This window comes from Streptomyces sp. BE303, from assembly GCF_036290945.1.
GTDB lineage: Bacteria > Actinomycetota > Actinomycetes > Streptomycetales > Streptomycetaceae > Kitasatospora.
The window spans coordinates 136,188-153,471 of the sequence record NZ_JAQYWZ010000959.1 but is presented as its reverse complement, the minus strand read 5'-3'; the positions used below and the strand labels follow the sequence as shown (position 1 = coordinate 153,471).

The 17,284-nt window shown below is 75.4% G+C and carries 14 protein-coding genes and 1 tRNA gene; 12 read left to right on the top strand and 3 right to left on the bottom strand.

All coding sequences use genetic code 11. The features are described from left to right. Positions 1-50: 50 nt before the first annotated feature. From PUR56_RS41300 to PUR56_RS41285, 4 genes are all read left to right on the top strand, one after another. Positions 51-1,733 carry a hypothetical protein gene (locus PUR56_RS41300; RefSeq protein ID WP_329952758.1) on the top strand — a complete coding sequence of 561 codons (1,683 nt, stop codon included), beginning with the start codon at positions 51-53 and terminating at the stop codon, positions 1,731-1,733. Further along, the gene (locus tag PUR56_RS41295) at positions 1,730-4,657 is read left to right on the top strand and encodes a bpX6 domain-containing protein (RefSeq protein ID WP_329952757.1); all 2,928 of its coding nucleotides are present in this window, start codon (positions 1,730-1,732) and stop codon (positions 4,655-4,657) included. The genes PUR56_RS41300 and PUR56_RS41295 overlap by 4 nt, the downstream gene beginning before the upstream one ends. Before the next feature lie 91 nt (positions 4,658-4,748). Continuing rightward, entirely contained in the window at positions 4,749-5,222 is a 474-nt protein-coding gene (locus tag PUR56_RS41290; RefSeq protein WP_329881053.1) for an RrF2 family transcriptional regulator, read from the top strand. 126 nt (positions 5,223-5,348) lie between these two features. Further along, complete coding sequence (locus PUR56_RS41285) at positions 5,349-6,563, top strand: MFS transporter (protein ID WP_329952756.1); 1,215 nt, start codon at positions 5,349-5,351, stop codon at positions 6,561-6,563. A gap of 9 nt (positions 6,564-6,572) precedes the next feature. Here PUR56_RS41285 and PUR56_RS41280 read toward each other — a convergent pair whose 3' ends face one another. After that, complete coding sequence (locus tag PUR56_RS41280) at positions 6,573-6,926, bottom strand: hypothetical protein (RefSeq protein WP_329952755.1); 354 nt, start codon at positions 6,924-6,926, stop codon at positions 6,573-6,575. Positions 6,927-7,114: 188 nt separating this feature from the next. On the opposite strand from PUR56_RS41280, the gene PUR56_RS41275 reads away from it, so the two are divergent. From PUR56_RS41275 to PUR56_RS41265, 3 genes are all read left to right on the top strand, one after another. Next, positions 7,115-7,966, top strand: a complete 852-nt coding sequence (locus PUR56_RS41275) for a helix-turn-helix domain-containing protein (RefSeq protein ID WP_329952754.1) — start codon at positions 7,115-7,117, stop codon at positions 7,964-7,966. A 13-nt stretch (positions 7,967-7,979) separates the two neighbouring features. Continuing rightward, a complete protein-coding gene (locus PUR56_RS41270; protein ID WP_329952753.1) occupies positions 7,980-8,177 on the top strand; it encodes a DUF397 domain-containing protein in 198 nt (65 codons plus the stop codon). A gap of 77 nt (positions 8,178-8,254) precedes the next feature. Further along, on the top strand, positions 8,255-8,674 hold the full coding sequence (locus PUR56_RS41265; protein ID WP_329952752.1) for a GNAT family N-acetyltransferase: 420 nt from the start codon (positions 8,255-8,257) through the stop codon (positions 8,672-8,674). 58 nt (positions 8,675-8,732) lie between these two features. Here PUR56_RS41265 and PUR56_RS41260 read toward each other — a convergent pair whose 3' ends face one another. Continuing rightward, positions 8,733-10,283 carry an FAD-binding protein gene (locus PUR56_RS41260; RefSeq protein WP_329952751.1) on the bottom strand — a complete coding sequence of 517 codons (1,551 nt, stop codon included), beginning with the start codon at positions 10,281-10,283 and terminating at the stop codon, positions 8,733-8,735. Positions 10,284-10,638: 355 nt separating this feature from the next. Here PUR56_RS41260 and PUR56_RS41255 point away from each other — a divergent pair. The 3 genes from PUR56_RS41255 (at position 10,639) to pgm (ending at position 13,070) form a co-directional block, all read left to right on the top strand. Continuing rightward, positions 10,639-10,718, top strand: a tRNA-Tyr gene (locus PUR56_RS41255). Positions 10,719-10,873: 155 nt separating this feature from the next. After that, positions 10,874-11,173 carry a YciI family protein gene (locus PUR56_RS41250; RefSeq protein WP_329881047.1) on the top strand — a complete coding sequence of 100 codons (300 nt, stop codon included), beginning with the start codon at positions 10,874-10,876 and terminating at the stop codon, positions 11,171-11,173. A gap of 247 nt (positions 11,174-11,420) precedes the next feature. Then, positions 11,421-13,070: a phosphoglucomutase (alpha-D-glucose-1,6-bisphosphate-dependent) gene (pgm, locus tag PUR56_RS41245; protein ID WP_329881046.1), complete on the top strand. Its 1,650-nt coding sequence runs from the start codon at positions 11,421-11,423 to the stop codon at positions 13,068-13,070. Between the two features lie 217 nt (positions 13,071-13,287). On the opposite strand, the gene PUR56_RS41240 is transcribed toward pgm, so the two are convergent. Next, positions 13,288-14,136 (bottom strand): hypothetical protein, encoded by an 849-nt coding sequence (locus PUR56_RS41240; RefSeq protein WP_329952750.1) that lies wholly within the window; start codon positions 14,134-14,136, stop codon positions 13,288-13,290. Positions 14,137-14,549: 413 nt separating this feature from the next. On the opposite strand from PUR56_RS41240, the gene PUR56_RS41235 reads away from it, so the two are divergent. Together PUR56_RS41235 and PUR56_RS41230 are read left to right on the top strand one after the other, a co-directional pair. Next, on the top strand, positions 14,550-15,287 hold the full coding sequence (locus PUR56_RS41235) for an MIP family channel protein (RefSeq protein WP_329952749.1): 738 nt from the start codon (positions 14,550-14,552) through the stop codon (positions 15,285-15,287). A 303-nt stretch (positions 15,288-15,590) separates the two neighbouring features. Next, complete coding sequence (locus PUR56_RS41230) at positions 15,591-17,276, top strand: phospholipase (RefSeq protein ID WP_329952748.1); 1,686 nt, start codon at positions 15,591-15,593, stop codon at positions 17,274-17,276. Positions 17,277-17,284 lie beyond the last annotated feature (8 nt).

Here is a 17,284-nt window from a genome sequence, read left to right as displayed (position 1 = left end):
TGGAGGCCGGGCGAACGGTGGGGGCCGGGCGAGTTGCGGGGCCCGGCCGGATGCCCGTCGGGCTGGCGCCCTGGGCGGGCACGCTGTCCGCGCTCACCCCCGAACTCGCCCTCGCGCTCGGGCCGTTGCTGCGCCACCTCGACTCCCTGGTGGGCGAGCGCGAGCCGGTGGCCGACGGCCCGGGCAGCCCGGAGGGGCTCGGCGGCCTCGGCCGGACCGGCCGGCCGGACCAGCTGCTGCCCACCGAATGGCTGCTCGCCGAGGAGTACCCCGACGAGTTCCTGCGCCGCTTCGCGGACCGTGAACTCCTCTACCTAGCACCCGAGTTGCGCACCACGGTCAGCCGGGGCCGGACCGTCGCACTGGTCGACACCGGGCCCGCCCAGGCCGGGCCCGGCCGACTGGTCCAGCTCGCCGCGCTGCTCGTCCTGCACCGGCGGGCCGCCGTACGCGGCACCGAACTCGTCGTGGGCGTCCTCGGCGACCCGCCCGACCGGTGGCTCACGGGGGACCTCGCCGAGCTGCTGCCCGCCTGGCTGCGCTCGCGCCGGCCCGCCGACCCGACGCCCGAGGACGTGGACCGCGCCCGGCAGGCACTGGACGCCGCCGACCGCGCCTGGCTGCTCACCTCACCCCGGCTCGCCGCCCGCCTCCCAGCCCGGCCCCGGGTGCTGACGAGCGAGACGACCCGCTGGGGCACGGCCGGCGCCACCCACGTCACCGTGCTGATCGACCGGTCCCAGGTCGAACTGGCCCTGCCCGCCGGCGAGATCGCCGTCCGGGCGCTGCGCGGCGCGGAGTTCCGCCGCAGCGGCCCCGGCGCCCCGCCGGCCGTCCCCCCGTCCGAGGCCTTCGGCGCGACCGGGGGAGCGCTGCCCGCCTTCACCACCGAGTCCCGCACCCTGGTCGCCCGGGGCGCGAGCACGGACGTCCTGCTGGCCGTCGGCATCCCGGACACCGACCACCTGCATCCCACCGTCCTCCGGGCGAAGCGGCACCGGCTGCACGGGCCGGTGGTCGCCGCCGGGCGGGCCGGCCGGCGGCTGATCGCCCTCCAGCTCCGCAAGGGGCACCTGATCCCGTACGTCAGCGGCCGTCCGTTCGGCTCGCCCGGCGACTACCGGGCCGATCCGGCCGACCTCGGCCTCGACGGGGCGGAGCTGGCGCGACTGCTGACCCGGCCGCTCCTGCCGCTGCTGCGCACCGGCGGCGACCTGCTCCTGCCGGTCGCCGGCCGCTGGCGGCGGCTCGCGGCCGACGGCACGGTCACCGACGACGGGCCGGTCGGCCGGGGCGCCGAGAGCCCGAGCCACTTCAACCGGTTCCGCGAACCGCGGCTCTTCGAGCGGAGGTTGCAGCCCGACGCCGCCCGGGCCAGGCACCTGCTGCACGCGGGAGGCACCGTCGCCTGGTCCGAGGACGGCAAGAGGTGGACGGTCTGGACCAGGCTCGGTGACGAACGGCGGCTCTCCTTCCGGGAGAACGCCGAGGTGCTCGGTCTGGTCCACGACCGCCGCGAGCCCGCGCTGATCACCTGGTCGCCCGGCGTGCGCACGCTGCGGGCGGTCCGCGCGGACGGCGTCCGCACGCTGAGCCGGTTCTCCGGCGGCCCGACCCAGCCGGCCATGCACCCCACCCTGCCGCTGATCGCCGCCGAGACGGCCTCCGGCCGGATCGTGATCGGCGACGCCGTCACCGGCCGGATCCGCCACTTCCTCTGGAGCAACCGGTGAGCCCCGGCACGGCACTCTCCCCGCGCGCGACCCTCACCGCCGCCGGGTTCGTCCTCGACGTGCCCGTGATCGGCCGGGCGGAGGCCGTCCACCGCGTCCTGGCGCACTGGCGGGACGGCGCCGAGCTGCGTGAACTTCCGGACGGTCGCTGGCTGTTGGTCCTGGCCGAACCCGTGGCGGTCCGGGTCGACCGGGCCCCCGGGATGCCGCTGCGGGCGGCGGCCGACGGCACGCTCGCCGCGTTCGGGGCGGCCGCGGGACCGTCCGGCCCCGGCCGGCTCGTCCTCGTCGAGGCCGGACGGACGATCACCCGGCCCCTCGCCGGCCTGACGGCGACGGACCCGTCCGGCTGGCTGTCCCCGGCCGGTCTCACCCTGCACCGCCCGCGCCCGGTCGGCGCCGCCGCGGGGCCCGAGGCCGCACCCGTCGTGGACGCCGTGCCGACGCGCCCGCGCCCGGACCTGCGGGCGGCGGCGGGCATCCTGCCGCCCTCAGTACGGGCCGGCCGGCTCGCCGCCGAGACCGGCGGGTCCGAGGCCCCGTCCGGGCAGGGCTCCTGGAAGGGGCCCGTCCGCGCCGTCCGGGCCACGCCCGCCGGCCGGCTCGCGTACCTGGCCACCGCCCTCGTCCTGCTGGGCGTCGGCTGGCTGGTCCTGTTCTCCGACCGGGCCCACCTGGTCGTGGACCAGGGGCCGCGCATCGTCGGACTGTTCTCCCTCTGGTTCGTCCTGACGGTCGCCTACCACCTGATCCGCGGCGACCGGGGCGGCCACCGCGGTGGCACGGAAGGTGGGAACGCCACCGCCGGGGCCACCGCCGGGGCGGCCACGGGAGCCGCGACCGGCCCCGCCCGCGGGTCCGCCCGCAGGTCCGCCCGCACCCGCCGTCCCGTCCTCCGCCACCTGCTCGCCCGCCTCACCCTGCGGACCCCGGCGGCCCGGTCGCTCCACCGCCGGCACCTCCGCTACCTGCGCGAGCTGACCCGGGCCTTCGAACAGCGCCGCTGGGACGACGCCCTGCGCGACGCCCTGCCGCTCGCCGCGCGCGCCTCCGACGACACCGGGCGGCCCTGGCTCTCGCTGGGCCTGCCCCGGCGCTTCACCGGCGCCCTGCGCGCCACCCCGCGCAGCGATGCCCTCGCCGTGGCCTCACCGTTCCACGGCCCCACCTCGCACCAGCACCTCACCGCCCTCTACCGGCACGCCGCCGAGCGGCTGGAGAAGGCGGGCCGGATCGACGAGGCCGCGTTCGTCCTCGCCGACCTCCTCGACGCGCCCGCCGAGGCGGTCGCCCTGCTCGACCGGCACGACCGCTCCGCCCAGGCCGCCGAACTCGCCGAGGGGCGCGACCTCGCCGCCGAACTGGTGGTCCGCCTCTGGTGGCGGGCCGGCGAACGCGACCGCGCCGTCCGCACCGCCCACCGCAGGTCCGCGTTCGCCGCGGCCGTCGTCCGCCTCGCCGCCACCGACCCGTCGGCCGGCCGCGAACTGCGCGCCGCCTGGGCCGAACACCGCCGCGCGGCCGGCGACCGGCTCGGCGCCGTCGAGGCGGCCTGGCCGGACGAGGCGCTGCGCCCCTCGGTCGTCGCCGACCTGCGCGACGCGGTCGCCCTCGGCGGGCCCGACCGGGGCCGGGCGCTGCCCCACCTGCTGGCGCTCGGCGTCGGGCAGTCCACCCGGGCGTTCGCCCGCGCCGTCCTCGACGGCGACGGCGACCCGCGCAGCAGCGGCCGGACCGCGCTCGCCACCACCCTGGCCGAGATGCCCGCCGCCGACCCCGCCGCCGACCGTGAACTCGCCACCGCCGCCGCCCTGGCGGCCGTTCGCGACGGCGGAATCGGCGGGCCGGACGCCGGGCCGGGCGCCCGCGCCGCGGACGCCCTCCTCGACCGGCTCCTGCTCCGCGCCGACCCGCTGGTCGCCGAGGACCTGGCCCGCCCGCGGCCCGCGCCGCGCCCGGCGGGCGTCACCCCCGCGTACACCGCCGCCGACCGGCCCGGCACGCTCCCGGTCCTGGACGCGGCGCTGCTCGCCTCGGGCCTGCTGCTGGTCGCCTGCGGCCAGGCGGGAGTGCGGCTGATCGGACCGGACGGCCGCACCCGGGCGTCCTGGGACACGCCCGCCGACCGGCTGGTCCTCGCCGACCACGGCGCCGTCGCCCTGCTGGTCGCCGACTACGGCGACCTCCGGGAGGTGTCCCGCCTCGACCTCGTCACCCGCGCCGTCCGCCCCTGGACCACCCTGCGCGCCCGGCAGTTCGCGTCCTCCTTCGACGGCCGGCACCTGATCACCGAGGACGCGGACGGCATCGCGGTGCTCGACACCCTGGCACCCCGTCCGTCCGTCGTCTGGCGCGAACTCGTGGTGGGGCAGCGGCTGGTGGGCCGCATCAACCGCACGCCCGGAGGCTGCGCGGCCGTCGTCCGGTCCTCCCTGCCCGACGGTTCCCCGTTGACCGAGGTCTGGCGCTGGGACCTGCCCGGCTGGGAGCTGCGGGCCCGCCTCCGGGTGGACGACGCCCTGGCCGAGCCGCACCTCGAACCCGCCGCCCTCGCCGCGGGCGGCCTGCTCGCCGCCTCGGCGCCGACCGGGGAGGCCCCGGGGATCACCACCCTCTGCTGGACCTCCGGCCTGCCGACCGTCCGACTGCGACTCGACGGTGCGGCCTCGGACGCCCCCGCCACCGACGGCGACCACTGGGCCGTGACCGTGCCGCTGCCCGACGGCGCCGGCCTGCGGCTCCACGCCGGCACCGGCCCGGCCCGGGGCCCCGCCCTCACCGCGGTCTTCCCGGACGCCGACCCGTCGCGGATCGGCGTCCGCCGCCACGCCGGGGCGGTCACCTACCGGCACCGCTCCGGCCGCGTCCTCGCCACCTCGGCCGACGGCGCCACCCTCCTGGCCAACGTCCGGGTGACCGTCTGACGGAGCGGAGCGGAGCGGGGCGGCCGGTCGGCGAGGCGACCCGGCGTCATGCGGGGCGGTAACGGGGACGTGTAGTATCCCGATTGTGCTGATGGGTGAGGGTGTGGAGTGGGGCCTGCACTGCTGTCTGGCGTTGGCGTGGCTCGATGAGCAGGCGCCGATTCCGGCAGGGCGGTTGGCGGAGATCTTCGAGCTTCCGCCGGTGTACCTGAAGAAGCGGTTGCAGCCGCTGGTGCGGGCCGGGGTGCTGGCGTCGGTGGCGGGCGCGCGGGGCGGGTACCGGCTGGCCCGGGCGCCGGAGCGGATCACGCTGATGGAGGTGGTGGCCGCGGTGGAGGGCACCACCGAGGCGTTCCGGTGCACGGAGATCCGGCAGCGGGGCGCGGGAGCGGAGGCGGCGGCGAGCGACTTCGCCAAGCCGTGCGGCGTCGCCGGGGCGATGCGGCGTGCGGAGCTGGCGTGGCGGCGCGAACTGGCCGCGCAGACCGTCGCCGACCTGCTCGCCGCCAGTCCGGCGGGAGCCCCGGCGCGCATGCGCCGCTTCCACGAGCGCCTCGGTTCCTGACGCCGCACCGGCCTGCCCGGCGCCGTCCTGTTCATTGCACCCCCGAATCGACCTGGCCCGAATCGACCTGGCCCGAACCGATGCGGCCCGGCCGTCCGGCCGGGCCTTCCAGGAAGGAGAATCGGGATGTCTGATGTCTCGTTAACGCGGGCGGCGGTGGCCGAACCCCGAGGCGGCCGTGCCGGGGTGGTTCCGGTGCTCGCCCTCGGCACCTTCGCCGTCGGCACCGACGCGTTCGTGGTGGCCGGCTTCCTGCCCGAACTGGCCGCCGACCTCGGCGTCTCGACGTCGGCCGCCGGACAGGCGGTGACGGTCTTCGCGGCGGCCTACGCCCTGCTCTCCCCGGTGCTCGCCACCCTGACCGCCCGGGTCCCGCGCCGGACGCTGCTGGTCACGGCACTGGCCGGGCTCGGGGCGGCCAACCTGGCCTCCGCGCTCGCACCGACCTTCGCCGCGCTGCTCGCCACCCGCGTGGCGGCGGCCGGGGCCGCGGCGGCGTTCACGCCCAACGCGGGGGCGGTCGCGGCCTCCCTGGCCCGCCCGGAACGGCGGGCCAGGGCGCTGGCCGTGGTGGTGGGCGGGCTGACGGCGGCGACCGCGCTCGGGGTGCCGCTGGGCGGGCTGGCCGGTCAGTGGACGGGGTGGCGGTGGGCGCTGGCGGCGGTGGCCGGTCTGGCCCTGGCCGCCGCCGGGGCCGTTGCCCTCCTGCTGCCGGCGCTGCCCGGCGGTCCGGCGGTGGCGCTGCGCGAGCGCCTGGCGGTGCTGCGCAGGCCGGCGGTGCGGGCGATCCTGCCGCTGACGGCACTGGGCATGGCGGCGGCGTACACGGTGTACGCGTACAGCGTGCCGGCGCTGGCGGCGGTGGGGCTGACGGCCCGCGACGCCGCGTGGGCGCTGGGCCTGTACGGGGTCGGCGCGGTGCTCGGCAACCTGGGGGCCGGGCTCGCCACCGACCGGCTGGGCGGGGTGGGGGTGCTGACGGCCGGCTACCTCGTGATGGCGGTCGCGCTGGGCGGGCTCGGCCTGCTGGCGGCGAGCGGCACGCGCGCGCCGGTGCTGGTGGGGCTGCTCGCACTGGCCTGGGGATCGAGCAGTTGGTGCCAGACGCCGCCGCAGCAGCACCGGCTGATCGCCGCTGCGCCGCAGGAGGCGCCGCTGGTCGTCGCACTGAACTCGTCCGCCATCTACGCGGGGATCGGCGCGGGCACCCTGTCGGGCGGCCTGACCGTCCACTCGGGCGCCGCCGCGCTGTACGCGACCGCCACCGGGCTGGCCCTGCTCGCCCTCCTGTACCTGCTCCTCACGGCCGCGACGCTCCCGCGCGCCGACCGGCACGGATAGGCCGGGGAGTCAGGCGACGCGGGCCTGGTCGAGCGTGGCCGAGCCCGGCTGTGCGAGCCACACCAGTCTTGCGATGATGCCCGGCTGTCGCGAGAACAGCTGCGTGGCCCGCTCGGGTGAGGCGAGATTCATGAGCGTCCGACCGTCCACGCTGAACACCTGTGCCGACCCGTCGATGTCGGCGAGACCCCAGGCCGCGACCCGACCGTCCGCCTCATCATCGCCATCGCCGGTGACCTGTACGACGGCGAACAGCCGGGGCGCGGTGTGGAGTACGAGCTCGCACACCTCCCGGTCGAACGTCGCGTGGGTCGACAGCCTAGGCGTAACCGGGAGAGGGCTTTGCGAGCGCGCAGCTGTCATGGAAGTCTCCTGGATGAAGTGGGGTCGGACGCTGTGCTGCCACCACCGCAGGTGGCGCGCGCACATGACGCACAATCAAAGCTAGCTAGCCGGTAGTATGTAGTCCACCGCCAATAGGGGATTCATAGTGCTGTCACTCCCACGAGTGAATGGCGTCAGCAGTGGTGAGCGAGGGAAGGGGGTGGCGGATGCCGCCCAGCAAGGTCCCGCCGAGTGTTCGGCAGCGGCGTCTCGGTACGGAACTGCGCCGACTGCGCGAGCAGGCGGGCCTGTCGGTGACGCGGGCCGGTGAACTGCACGGCACCCAGCAGTCTCGCATCAGCAACATCGAATCCGGGGGATACCCGGTGAGTGCGGACCGCGTGCGGGCCTTGGCGCGCCTCTACGGTTGCGGGGACGACGCACTGATCGAGGCGTTGACCAGCATGACCGGGGGTCGCACACGGGGATGGTGGGAGGAGTACCGCGAGATCCTCCCGGCCGGGGCGCTCGACCTGGCTGAACTCGAACACCACGCACAGTCCATGCGGATCGCGTCCGCAATTCACATCCCGGGGCTGCTTCAGACTCTGGAGCACGCTCGCGCGCTCTTCCGGGACGTGGTCCCGCCCCTGTCTCCGCCCGAAGTGGAACATCTGGTCTCGCACCGCATCAAGCGACAGGCGGTGCTCCACGGTGCGCAGTCCACGCCACTGTCGGCCCTCGTCCACGAGGCGGCCTTGCGGATGGGGTTCGGTGGTCCGGAGGTCGCTCGCGGTCAGCTGGAGCATCTGCTGTCCGCGAGCGAGTATCCCCGTGTCGACCTGCGGGTGATCCCGTTCGGCACCGGTAGCTATCCCGGTTCCGGGGCCGGGATCGTGTACTTCGTCGCCCACGTCGAACGGCTGGACAGTGTCCAGGTGGACGGGGACAGATCCGAGTTCATCGACACCGAGCCGCAGCTGATCAAATATCGAGCCGTAATGGACCGGTTGGAGACGAGCGCGCTCGCGCCCGAAGCGTCCCGCGATCTCATCCGCCGTATCGCCCGAAGCATCTGAGACAGGAACGAATATGGCCGAACACAGCTGGCAGAAGTCCTCGTTCAGTGGCGACGCCGCCAACTGCCTATACCTCGCGGCGGTCTCCGACGGCGTCGTCAAGATACGCGAGAGCGACGACCCCGAGGCCGTCATCACCACCACGCCCGAGAGCCTTCGAGCCTTCATCCGTGGCGTCAAGGCGGGAAGGTTCGACCACCTGGCGCGGTAGCCCCGCCCGCGCTGTCACGTTCCCCCGTCGGGTCCCGCCCATGGTCGGGTGGCGTCGGCCTGACTATCATGTAATCCATGAATGTCGATTCCAACCCTTACGAGGTGCGGCCGGGCGTGCCGGACGTCGCGACCTTCCGGCACCTGCGCACCGCCTCCGGCATGAGCGACCGCCCGGCCGAGGCGGTGGCCGCCGGGCTGCCGAACACCTGGTTCGGCGTGACGGTGCGCCTCGACGGCGAGCCGGTCGGCATGGGCCGGATCATCGGCGACGGCGGATCGGTGTTCCAGATCGCCGACGTCTGCGTGCTCCCCGCCCACCAGGGCCGGGGCCTGGGCGCACGGATCATGGCCCGGCTCACCGCCGAGCTGGAGGACCGCGCGCCCAAGGGCGCCTACGTCTCGCTCATCGCCGACGGCGACGCCCACCATCTCTACACCAGGTACGGCTTCGTGGAGACGGCCCCGTACTCCGTGGGCATGCACCGCCTGGTGTGAGCGCGGCGTCCCCGGTCCGTCCCGCCGAAGGGCGGGGCGGGACGGGGCCCGCGGCCGGTCAGGCGTGGATGCCCTGGCCCGGGGTGAGGATGCCCGCCGGGTCGAAGCGGCGCTTGGCGGCCACCGCGCGCCCCCACCGGGTGCCGTAGTGGCGCCGCCAGTCGGAGCGGGTCATGTCCGGGATCGCGCCGATGAGGTACCGCGTGCCGCCCAGCGCCACCGCCCGGTCGTACAGGCGGCGGTTGCGCCGCAGCGCGGCGGCGTGGTCGGCGCCCGGGGCCGGGAAGGAGAGCAGGTCGAAGTGGAAGCCGACCGGCTCGTCCGGCATCACGGCCATCGGGCGGGTGAGCACGTCCTTCCGGTACGGGTAGAAGAGCAGCAGCCCGGAGCCCAGGTCCTCCGGCGTGAGCAGCGCGGTGGCCTCGCGCATGAACGTCGCGGTCGTCGAGGCGGGCAGGAAGAGGCTCAGCCAGGGCTTGGGCTGCGCCCAGAGGCCGGCGGCCTTCAGGTACCCGGCGAAGCCGTCCACCCGGAACGCGTACTCGCGCGCCGTCTGGTCGACCACCGTCGTCTCGGCCGCGACGCAGCGCAGGCCGCGCAGCAGGGCCGCCCGGTCCGGTACGGCGGCGCCGTCGTAGTGGGCGACGAGTTCCGCCTTGTAGCGCCAGCCGGTGCCGGCCGCGTTCCGCACGACCTCGCCGACCTGGAGGTCGAAGCGACGCTCGGCCATCAGCCTTTCCTGGTCCGCGAGGTAGGCGGACAGGTCGTCGTAGAACAGGTTGAAGACGAGCGCCCGCTCGCGCGCCCGGACCAGGCGCACGGTGGCGCGGACGATGATGCCGGCCTGGCCGCCGCCGGCGAGGACCGCCTCGAACAGCTCGCGCTCGGACGTGCGGGAGGCGGTGACCAGGCGGCCGGTGCCGGTGACCACGTCGACCGACTCGACCGTGTCCACCTGGAGCCCGAACCGCTGGACGCCGCCGCCGATCCCGCCGACGCTCAGGGTGCCGCCCACGGAGAGGTGCAGGTAGTCCGTCAGGCAGGGGGGCGTCCAGCCCTGGGCCAGTGCGGCCTCGGTCAGTCGGGCCCAGGTGACGCCGGCCTCCACCACGGCCCGGCCGGGGGTGATCCGGACGATCCGGTCCAGGCCGCGGGCGTCGATCGCGATGCCGCCGCGGGCGGACGCCTGCCCGTAGCTGGAGTGCGACTCCAGCTCCGCCGTGGCGCCGGTGCCGCTCTGGCCGTTCATCGCCACCGGGATCCGGTGCCGGCGGGCGAAGGCGACCACCTCGGCGACGTCCCGCACCGAGCCGGGGTGCAGGACGGCGCGCGGCGCGGCGGTCACCAGGTGCCCGAAGTCCCCGCCGAACCGCGCCAGCGTGCCGGCATCGGCCACCACGGTCCCGTCCAGACGCGGCAGTGCGGCCAGCGCGGAGCCGGGCGCACCGCTCGCACCGGCCCCGGTGGCGGGCGTTCCGGCGGCGGGCGTTCCGGCCGGAGCGGAGTCCCCGGCGGCGACGGCCCAGGAGCGGCCGACGGTGTTCCAGCCGATCACCGTCGCCGCCGCGCCGACGAGCAGACCGCGGCGGGGCAGGGATGACTTGCTCATTTCAGATTTCTCCGATCAATCGTCATATTGTCAGTGTTGTATCGCATTGCCGTCGGCGCGTACACGTGTCATCGGTCCCTCAAGGGCGGCGAACGGGGCCGGTGTTCGGGCGCGCTCCCGGCGGCCGCGGTCGGCTCCGGAGTGGTCTACACCACATGAGGGGGGCGAACGCATTGATCCGGACACGTACATGTCGCCACCGCCACCCGGCTGACCAGCCGGAAAGCCCCTCCGGGGCGGTGTCCGGCACGGAACGGCCGTGGCCGGAAAACCGGTTGTCGGGCCTGGCGGGGCCGGGGGAGAGTAGAGACATCGCGATCGACGAGAGAGACGAGAGCGACGAGAGAGAAACCGAGGGCGAGCTGGGCCTGGGAGAGCCCAAGGGCCTGTAAAGCCCCCGCTTCGGCTGTGGTGGTTCGAATCCATCCTCGCCCACCCTCGGGATGCCCCGGGCCCCACGGCCCGGGGCATCGTCATGTCACGGCCGGCGAATCCGGCCGAACGGCCCTGCGCCGACGGTGCGTGACGTTCCGTCGGGGAGCGGTGCCCGGTGGAGCGGCGCTCACCTGCGCCCGGCTAGCCTTGGCCGCATGTTCGTTCTGGAGCTGACCTACACCGCGTCCCTCGACCGCATCGACGCGGCCCTCCCCGCCCACGTGGAATGGCTCGGCCGGCACTACGCCGACGGCACCTTCCTGGCCTCCGGCCGCAAGGTCCCCCGCGACGGCGGCGTCATCCTCGCCACCGGCGACGACCGGGCCGCGATCGAGGCGGTCACCCGGACCGACCCCTTCGTGGTGGAGGGCCTCGTGGAGTACACGGTGACGGAGTTCCTGGCGACCACCGTCGCCCCCGTCCTCGAAGCGCACCGCCAGCGGCTCCCCGCCTGAGATCCCCCCGCCACCGCCGTGCCGGGGGCCGCACGGCCGGTACCGACGCCCGGTCCGGGGCCCGGAGCGGTCCGACGACGCGTCCGCCCGGTGCAGCGCGTCCGCCGGCCCCACCCGACCCGCCTCGCCGGGCGGCCCCGCCCGGGTACGGTCGGCGGTCGTCCACTGGCTACGATCGGTGAGCACGGGGCACGGAAGCGCCGGGCCGCTGGCCGGCGCACGGCGAGAAATCTGGTGGGAGAAGACGATGGCACACGTACGGGCCGGGCAGCCGGCGCAGCCGGGCGACCTGGTGGACGTGGCGCGGTTGGTGACGGCGTATTACACGCTGCACCCGGACCCGGAGGAGCCGGGCCAGCGGGTGGCGTTCGGCACCTCGGGCCACCGCGGCTCCTCGCTGGACGCGGCGTTCAACGAGGACCACATCGCCGCCACCACCCAGGCGATCTGCGAGTACCGGGCCGCGCGGGGCGTCACCGGCCCGCTGTTCCTCGGCGCCGACTCGCACGCCCTGTCCGAGCCGGCCACGGCCACCGCCGTCGAGGTGCTGGCCGCCAACGGCGTCACCGTCCTGCTGGACAGCGCGGACGGCTACACCCCGACCCCCGCCGTCTCGCACGCGATCCTGACCCACAACCGGCGCAGCCCCCGGGCGCTGGCCGACGGCATCGTGGTCACCCCGTCGCACAACCCGCCGCGCGACGGCGGGTTCAAGTACAACCCGCCGAGCGGAGGCCCGGCCCCCTCCGAGGCGACCGGCTGGATCCAGGACCGCGCCAACGCCCTGATCCGCGAGGGCCTGCGGGGCGTCAAGCGGGTCCCGTACGCGCGGGCCCTGGCCGCGCCGACCACCGGTCGGCACGACTACGTCACCGCCTACACCGAGGACCTCGTCTCCGTCCTGGACCTGGACGCGGTGCGGGCCGCCGGCCTGCGGATCGGCGCCGACCCGCTCGGTGGCGCGTCCGTCGCCTACTGGGGGCGGATCGCCGAGACGCACCGCCTCGACCTGACCGTGGTCAACCCGGTGACCGACCCGACCTGGCGCTTCATGACGCTGGACTGGGACGGCAAGATCCGGATGGACTGCTCCTCGCCCGCCGCGATGGCCTCGCTGATCGCCCGCCGCGACGAGTACGACATCGCGACCGGCAACGACGCGGACGCCGACCGGCACGGGATCGTCACCCCCGACGGCGGCCTGATGAACCCCAACCACTACCTCGCGGTCGCCGTCGACTACCTCTACCGGCACCGCGCCGACTGGCCCGCCGACGCGGCGGTGGGCAAGACGCTGGTCTCCTCGTCGATGCTCGACCGGGTCGCGGGCGACCTGAAGCGGCAGCTCGTCGAGGTGCCGGTCGGTTTCAAGTGGTTCGTCGACGGCCTGCTGGAGGGCTCGATCGCCTTCGGCGGCGAGGAGTCGGCCGGCGCGTCGTTCCTGCGCCGCGACGGCGGGGTCTGGACCACCGACAAGGACGGCATCCTGCTCGCCCTGCTGGCCGCCGAGATCACCGCCGTGACCGGCCGCACGCCCAGCGAGTACTACCGCGACCTGACCGAGCGGTTCGGTGCCCCCGCCTACGCCCGGGTCGACGCCCCGGCGGACCGCGAGCAGAAGGCGCTGCTGTCCCGGCTGTCGGCCGACCAGGTCCGGGCCGGCGACCTGGCGGGCGAGCCGGTCACCGCCGTGCTCACCGAGGCCCCGGGCAACGGCGCGGCCATCGGCGGCATCAAGGTGTGCACCGAGAACGCCTGGTTCGCCGCCCGCCCGTCGGGCACCGAGGACGTCTACAAGATCTACGCCGAGTCCTTCCAGGGACCCGACCACCTGGCCCGGGTCCAGGAGGAGGCGCGCACCCTCGTCAACGAGGTGCTCGCGGGCCAGACGGACTGACGATCCCCGCCGCAGGTGCGGCCCGGCCGGTGGGCGACGACCGCCCACCGGCCGGACCGCCGGTGGCCCGCACGCGCCGGTCCGTCGGTCGGGCGGCCGTTCCCCGGGCGGCCGTTTCCCGGGTGGGTGATCCCCGGGCGGCGGTCCCGCAAGGCCGGTCACGACCCGGACCGGCCGGCCGCCCGGGCAGCGGCCGGCGCGGTGTCGAAGGGCCCGATCAGCGCGCGGAGGCCGGGGACGGCTGCTCGGCGTCCCCGAACCGGGCCAGGGTCAGCGCACCGGCCACCGCCGTCAGGAAGCCCGCGACGGCGAGCGGTGTCGCGTCGTGGCGGGTGTGGTCGCCGAGCAGCAACACGCCGATGACGGCCGGACCGAGGGTCTCGCCGAGCACCATGGCCGCCGTCGCGGCCGTCACCGAACCGCTCTGCATGGCCCAGGTCAGCGCGCTGAAGCCGCCCAGCCCGGCGAGGGCGATCGCGTAGGCGGAGGGCTCGACGAGGAGGTCGGGCGGTCGGGCGTCCGGCAGGACCCGCACCGCGACGCCGACGACGCCGAACTGGAGGCCGGCGACCAGCCCGAGGAACGGCGCGCTGCGGCCTCCGGCGAACCGCACCACCAGCCAGCCCACGCCGATCAGCAGGACCGAGGCGAGCAGGACGCCCAGCCGCAGCGCCGGGCTGCCCCGGCCGGGTCCGTCCCGCCCGGCGGTGAGGGCGAGGACGCAGAGCCCGACACAGACCGCCGCCACCCCGGCCCACTCGCTGCGCCGCAGCCGCACCCGCAGGACGCGGGCCGAGCCGACGGCGGTGACGGCGAGGGCCGAGGCCAGGACGGCCTCGACCTCGTAGAGCGGCAGCCGTTCGAGGGCGATCAGCTCGGCGCCGAACCCCAGCATGTCCATCCCGACTCCGACCAGGAACGGCCACTGGCGGAAGGCTCCGGCGAGCGCGGCGGCCCCGCCCGGCCGCCGGCCGGCTGCGGCGCGGCGTGCGCCGACCGCCTGGAGCACGGTGGCCGAACCGGTGAGCAGGGCGGCGAGCAGCGCCGACAGCAGACCGAAGGACATGCGCAGACCGTACGGGCCGACGGTGCGGCGGGTCCTCGCGCCGCGCCGCCCGGGCCTCGGGACGGGAGGCGGGTGGGAGCCCGGGTGGGGCGGCGCGGGGCTGTCGGGTGCGGACCGTCCGGTCGGGTTCGTTCGTCCAGGGACCGTCAGCTCCGGTCGCGGGTCGGGTCGGTGTTCGCGACGGGTGGTGGCGGGGTGGGCGTGCGCCCGGTGTCGAGGTGAGGTCGCAGGCCGGATGGCCTATAGTGTGGCGATATGTCCGGTTCACCCGACTGGAGCAATTAGTCCGTCCGGTGTTTCAGGATCTCGGCGCGCAGGCGTTCGATCGAGATGCGTTGCCCCGTTCGGCTGCCGAGGGTGAGCCGGGTTCGGGCGGTGCGGTGCCGTTCGGAGTGATGCGGTCGGGAGGCCAGATGGACAGGCGTGCGGTGGTCGGCGAGTTTCTCGGAACTCTGCTGTTGGTGCTGCTGGCGGTGGGCGCCGCCGTGGTGGCCGGGGACGCGATCGGATCGGTCGGGATCGCGCTGGCGTTCGGCTTCGTGCTGCTCGCCCTGGCGTACACGTTCGGCCCGATCTCCGGGTGTCACGTCAACCCGGCGGTGACCCTCGGGTTCCTGCTGGCCCGCCGGATCGACGGGCGTACCGCCGCGTCGTACTGGGTCGCGCAGTTCCTCGGCGGGATCGCCGGCGCGGCCCTGGTGCTGGTGCTCGCCAAGCAGATACCCGGCCTCCAGACCCACGAGAAGCTCGGCACCAACGGCTGGGGCGACCGCTCCGCCGTGCACGTCAACCTCGGGGGCGCGTTCCTGACCGAGGTGCTGCTGACCTTCCTCCTGGTCTTCGTCGTTCTGGCGGTCACCCACCGCCTGGCCGCCGCCGGATTCGACGGCCTGCCGATCGGCATGGCGCTCGTGGTGGTGCACCTGGTCGGGATTCCGCTCACCGGGACGTCCGTCAACCCGGCGCGCAGCTTCGGTCCGGCGCTGTTCGCGGGCGGCGCGGCGCTGTCCCAGCTGTGGCTGTTCATCCTCGCGCCGCTGGTCGGCGGCGCCCTCGCCGCCGGTGCGCACCTGCTCACCCACCCGCAGCCGAACATCGCCGCCGCCGAGGCGCTCGCGACGGACCGGCGGGCGGCAGCCGCCGACCGCTGACCTCGCGGTCGCTGCCGGGGCGCCGCCCCGGCGCCCGGTGCGTGAGCCTCCCGGAAGGCCCGGCCCCGACGCTCGAACGAGCCGTCGGGGCCGGGCCTTCCGGCGTGTCCGAGGCCGGGCGCGCGGCCCGGCGTCGCCGCCCCGGCGCGCGGCGGCCATGTGGCGGGGGTCGGACGGCGGGTGCGAATCAAGCCCGGTGGCTCATTGTCATGCACAAATTGGACGGGATATTACTTCTCGGTAATCTCAGGTCGTCCCACGGGTGAACCATGAGCCACCCGTCACGCCCTGAAGGAACGTCACGTGCTCCGACCCTCCTCCCGCCGCCCCGGCCGCGTCCTGCGCGCCGCCCTCGCCGCCGCCGCGGCCACCGGCCTGCTGGCCGTCGTCCCGCCCACGTCCGCCCGTGCGGCCGCACCCGCCCCCACCGCCCGGGCCGACGGTGACACGGGCACCGCGCACCTCGACGCCGTGGAGCGCGTCCTGCGGGAGGTGTCGCCCGGGCTGGAGGGCACCGTCTGGCAGCGCACCGAGGGCAACAGCCTGGCCGGTGCCGGTGCCGGTGCCGGCGCCGGTACGGGGGCGGAGCCGGCCGGCTGGCTGCTCCAGACACCCGGCTGCTGGGGCGACGCCACCTGCGCCGACCGGCCCGGCACCCGCGCGCTGCTGGCGAAGATGACCGCCGACGTCGCCGCCGCGACCCGGACCGTGGACGTCTCCACCCTCGCGCCGTTCCCCGACGGCGGCTTCGAGGACGCCCTCGTCGCCGGACTCAAGGCCGCGGTGGCCGCCGGGCACCGCCCCGTCGTGCGCATCCTGGTCGGCGCCGCGCCGCTCTACAACGCCAACGTCCTGCCCTCCCGCTACCGCGACGAGCTGGTTGCCGGGCTCGGCCCGGCGGCCGGCTCGGTCAGTCTGAACATCGCCTCGATGACCACCTCGCGCACCGCGTTCTCCTGGAACCACTCCAAGCTCCTGGTCGTCGACGGACGGACCGTCATCGCCGGCGGCATCAACGGCTGGAAGAACGACTACCTCGACACCGCCCACCCCGTCTCGGACGTCGACCTGGCGCTCAGCGGCCCCGCCGCCACCTCGGCCGCCCGCTACCTGGACACCCTGTGGGAGTGGACCTGCGGCCGGACCGGCCTCTTCGACAACGCCTGGTTCGCCTCCTCGGACGGCGGGGCCTGCCGCCCGTCGATCGAGCGCGACCTCAACCCGGCCGCCCCCGCCACCGGGACCGTCCCGGTGATCGCCGTCGGCGGGCTCGGCGTCGGCATCAAGGCCGCCGACCCGGCGTCCGGCTACCGGCCCGGCCCGGTGGTCGGGGCCGCCGACGCCAAGTGCAGCCCGCTCACCCTGCACGACAACACCAACGCCGACCGCGACTACGAGACGGTCAACCCCGAGGAGAACGCCCTGCGGGCCCTCGTCGGCAGTGCCCGGCGGCACATCGAGATCTCCCAGCAGGACATGAACGGCACCTGCCCGCCGCTGCCCCGCTACGACACCCGCCTCTACGACCTGCTGGCCGCGAAGCTCGCCGCCGGGGTCAAGGTGCGGATCGTGGTCAGCGACCCGGCCAACCGCGGCGCCGTCGGCAGCGGCGGCTACTCGCAGATCAAGTCCCTGGCCGAGATCAGCGACGTGCTCCGGGCCCGCCTCGCCACCCTGACCGGCGACCGCACCAAGGCCACCGCCGCGCTCTGCGGCAACCTCCAGCTCGCCACCTTCCGGGCCGCCCCCACCGCCACCTGGGCCGACGGACACCCGTACGCGCTGCACCACAAGCTGGTCGCGGTCGACGACTCGGCCTTCTACATCGGATCGAAGAACCTCTACCCGGCCTGGCTCCAGGACTTCGGCTACGTCGTCGAGGACCGCACCGCCGCCGCGCAGCTCGACCGCGACCTGCTCGCCCCCGAGTGGCGCCACTCCCAGGCCGCCGCGACCGTCGACTGGGCCACCGGCCTCTGCCGCGCCTGACGCCGGCG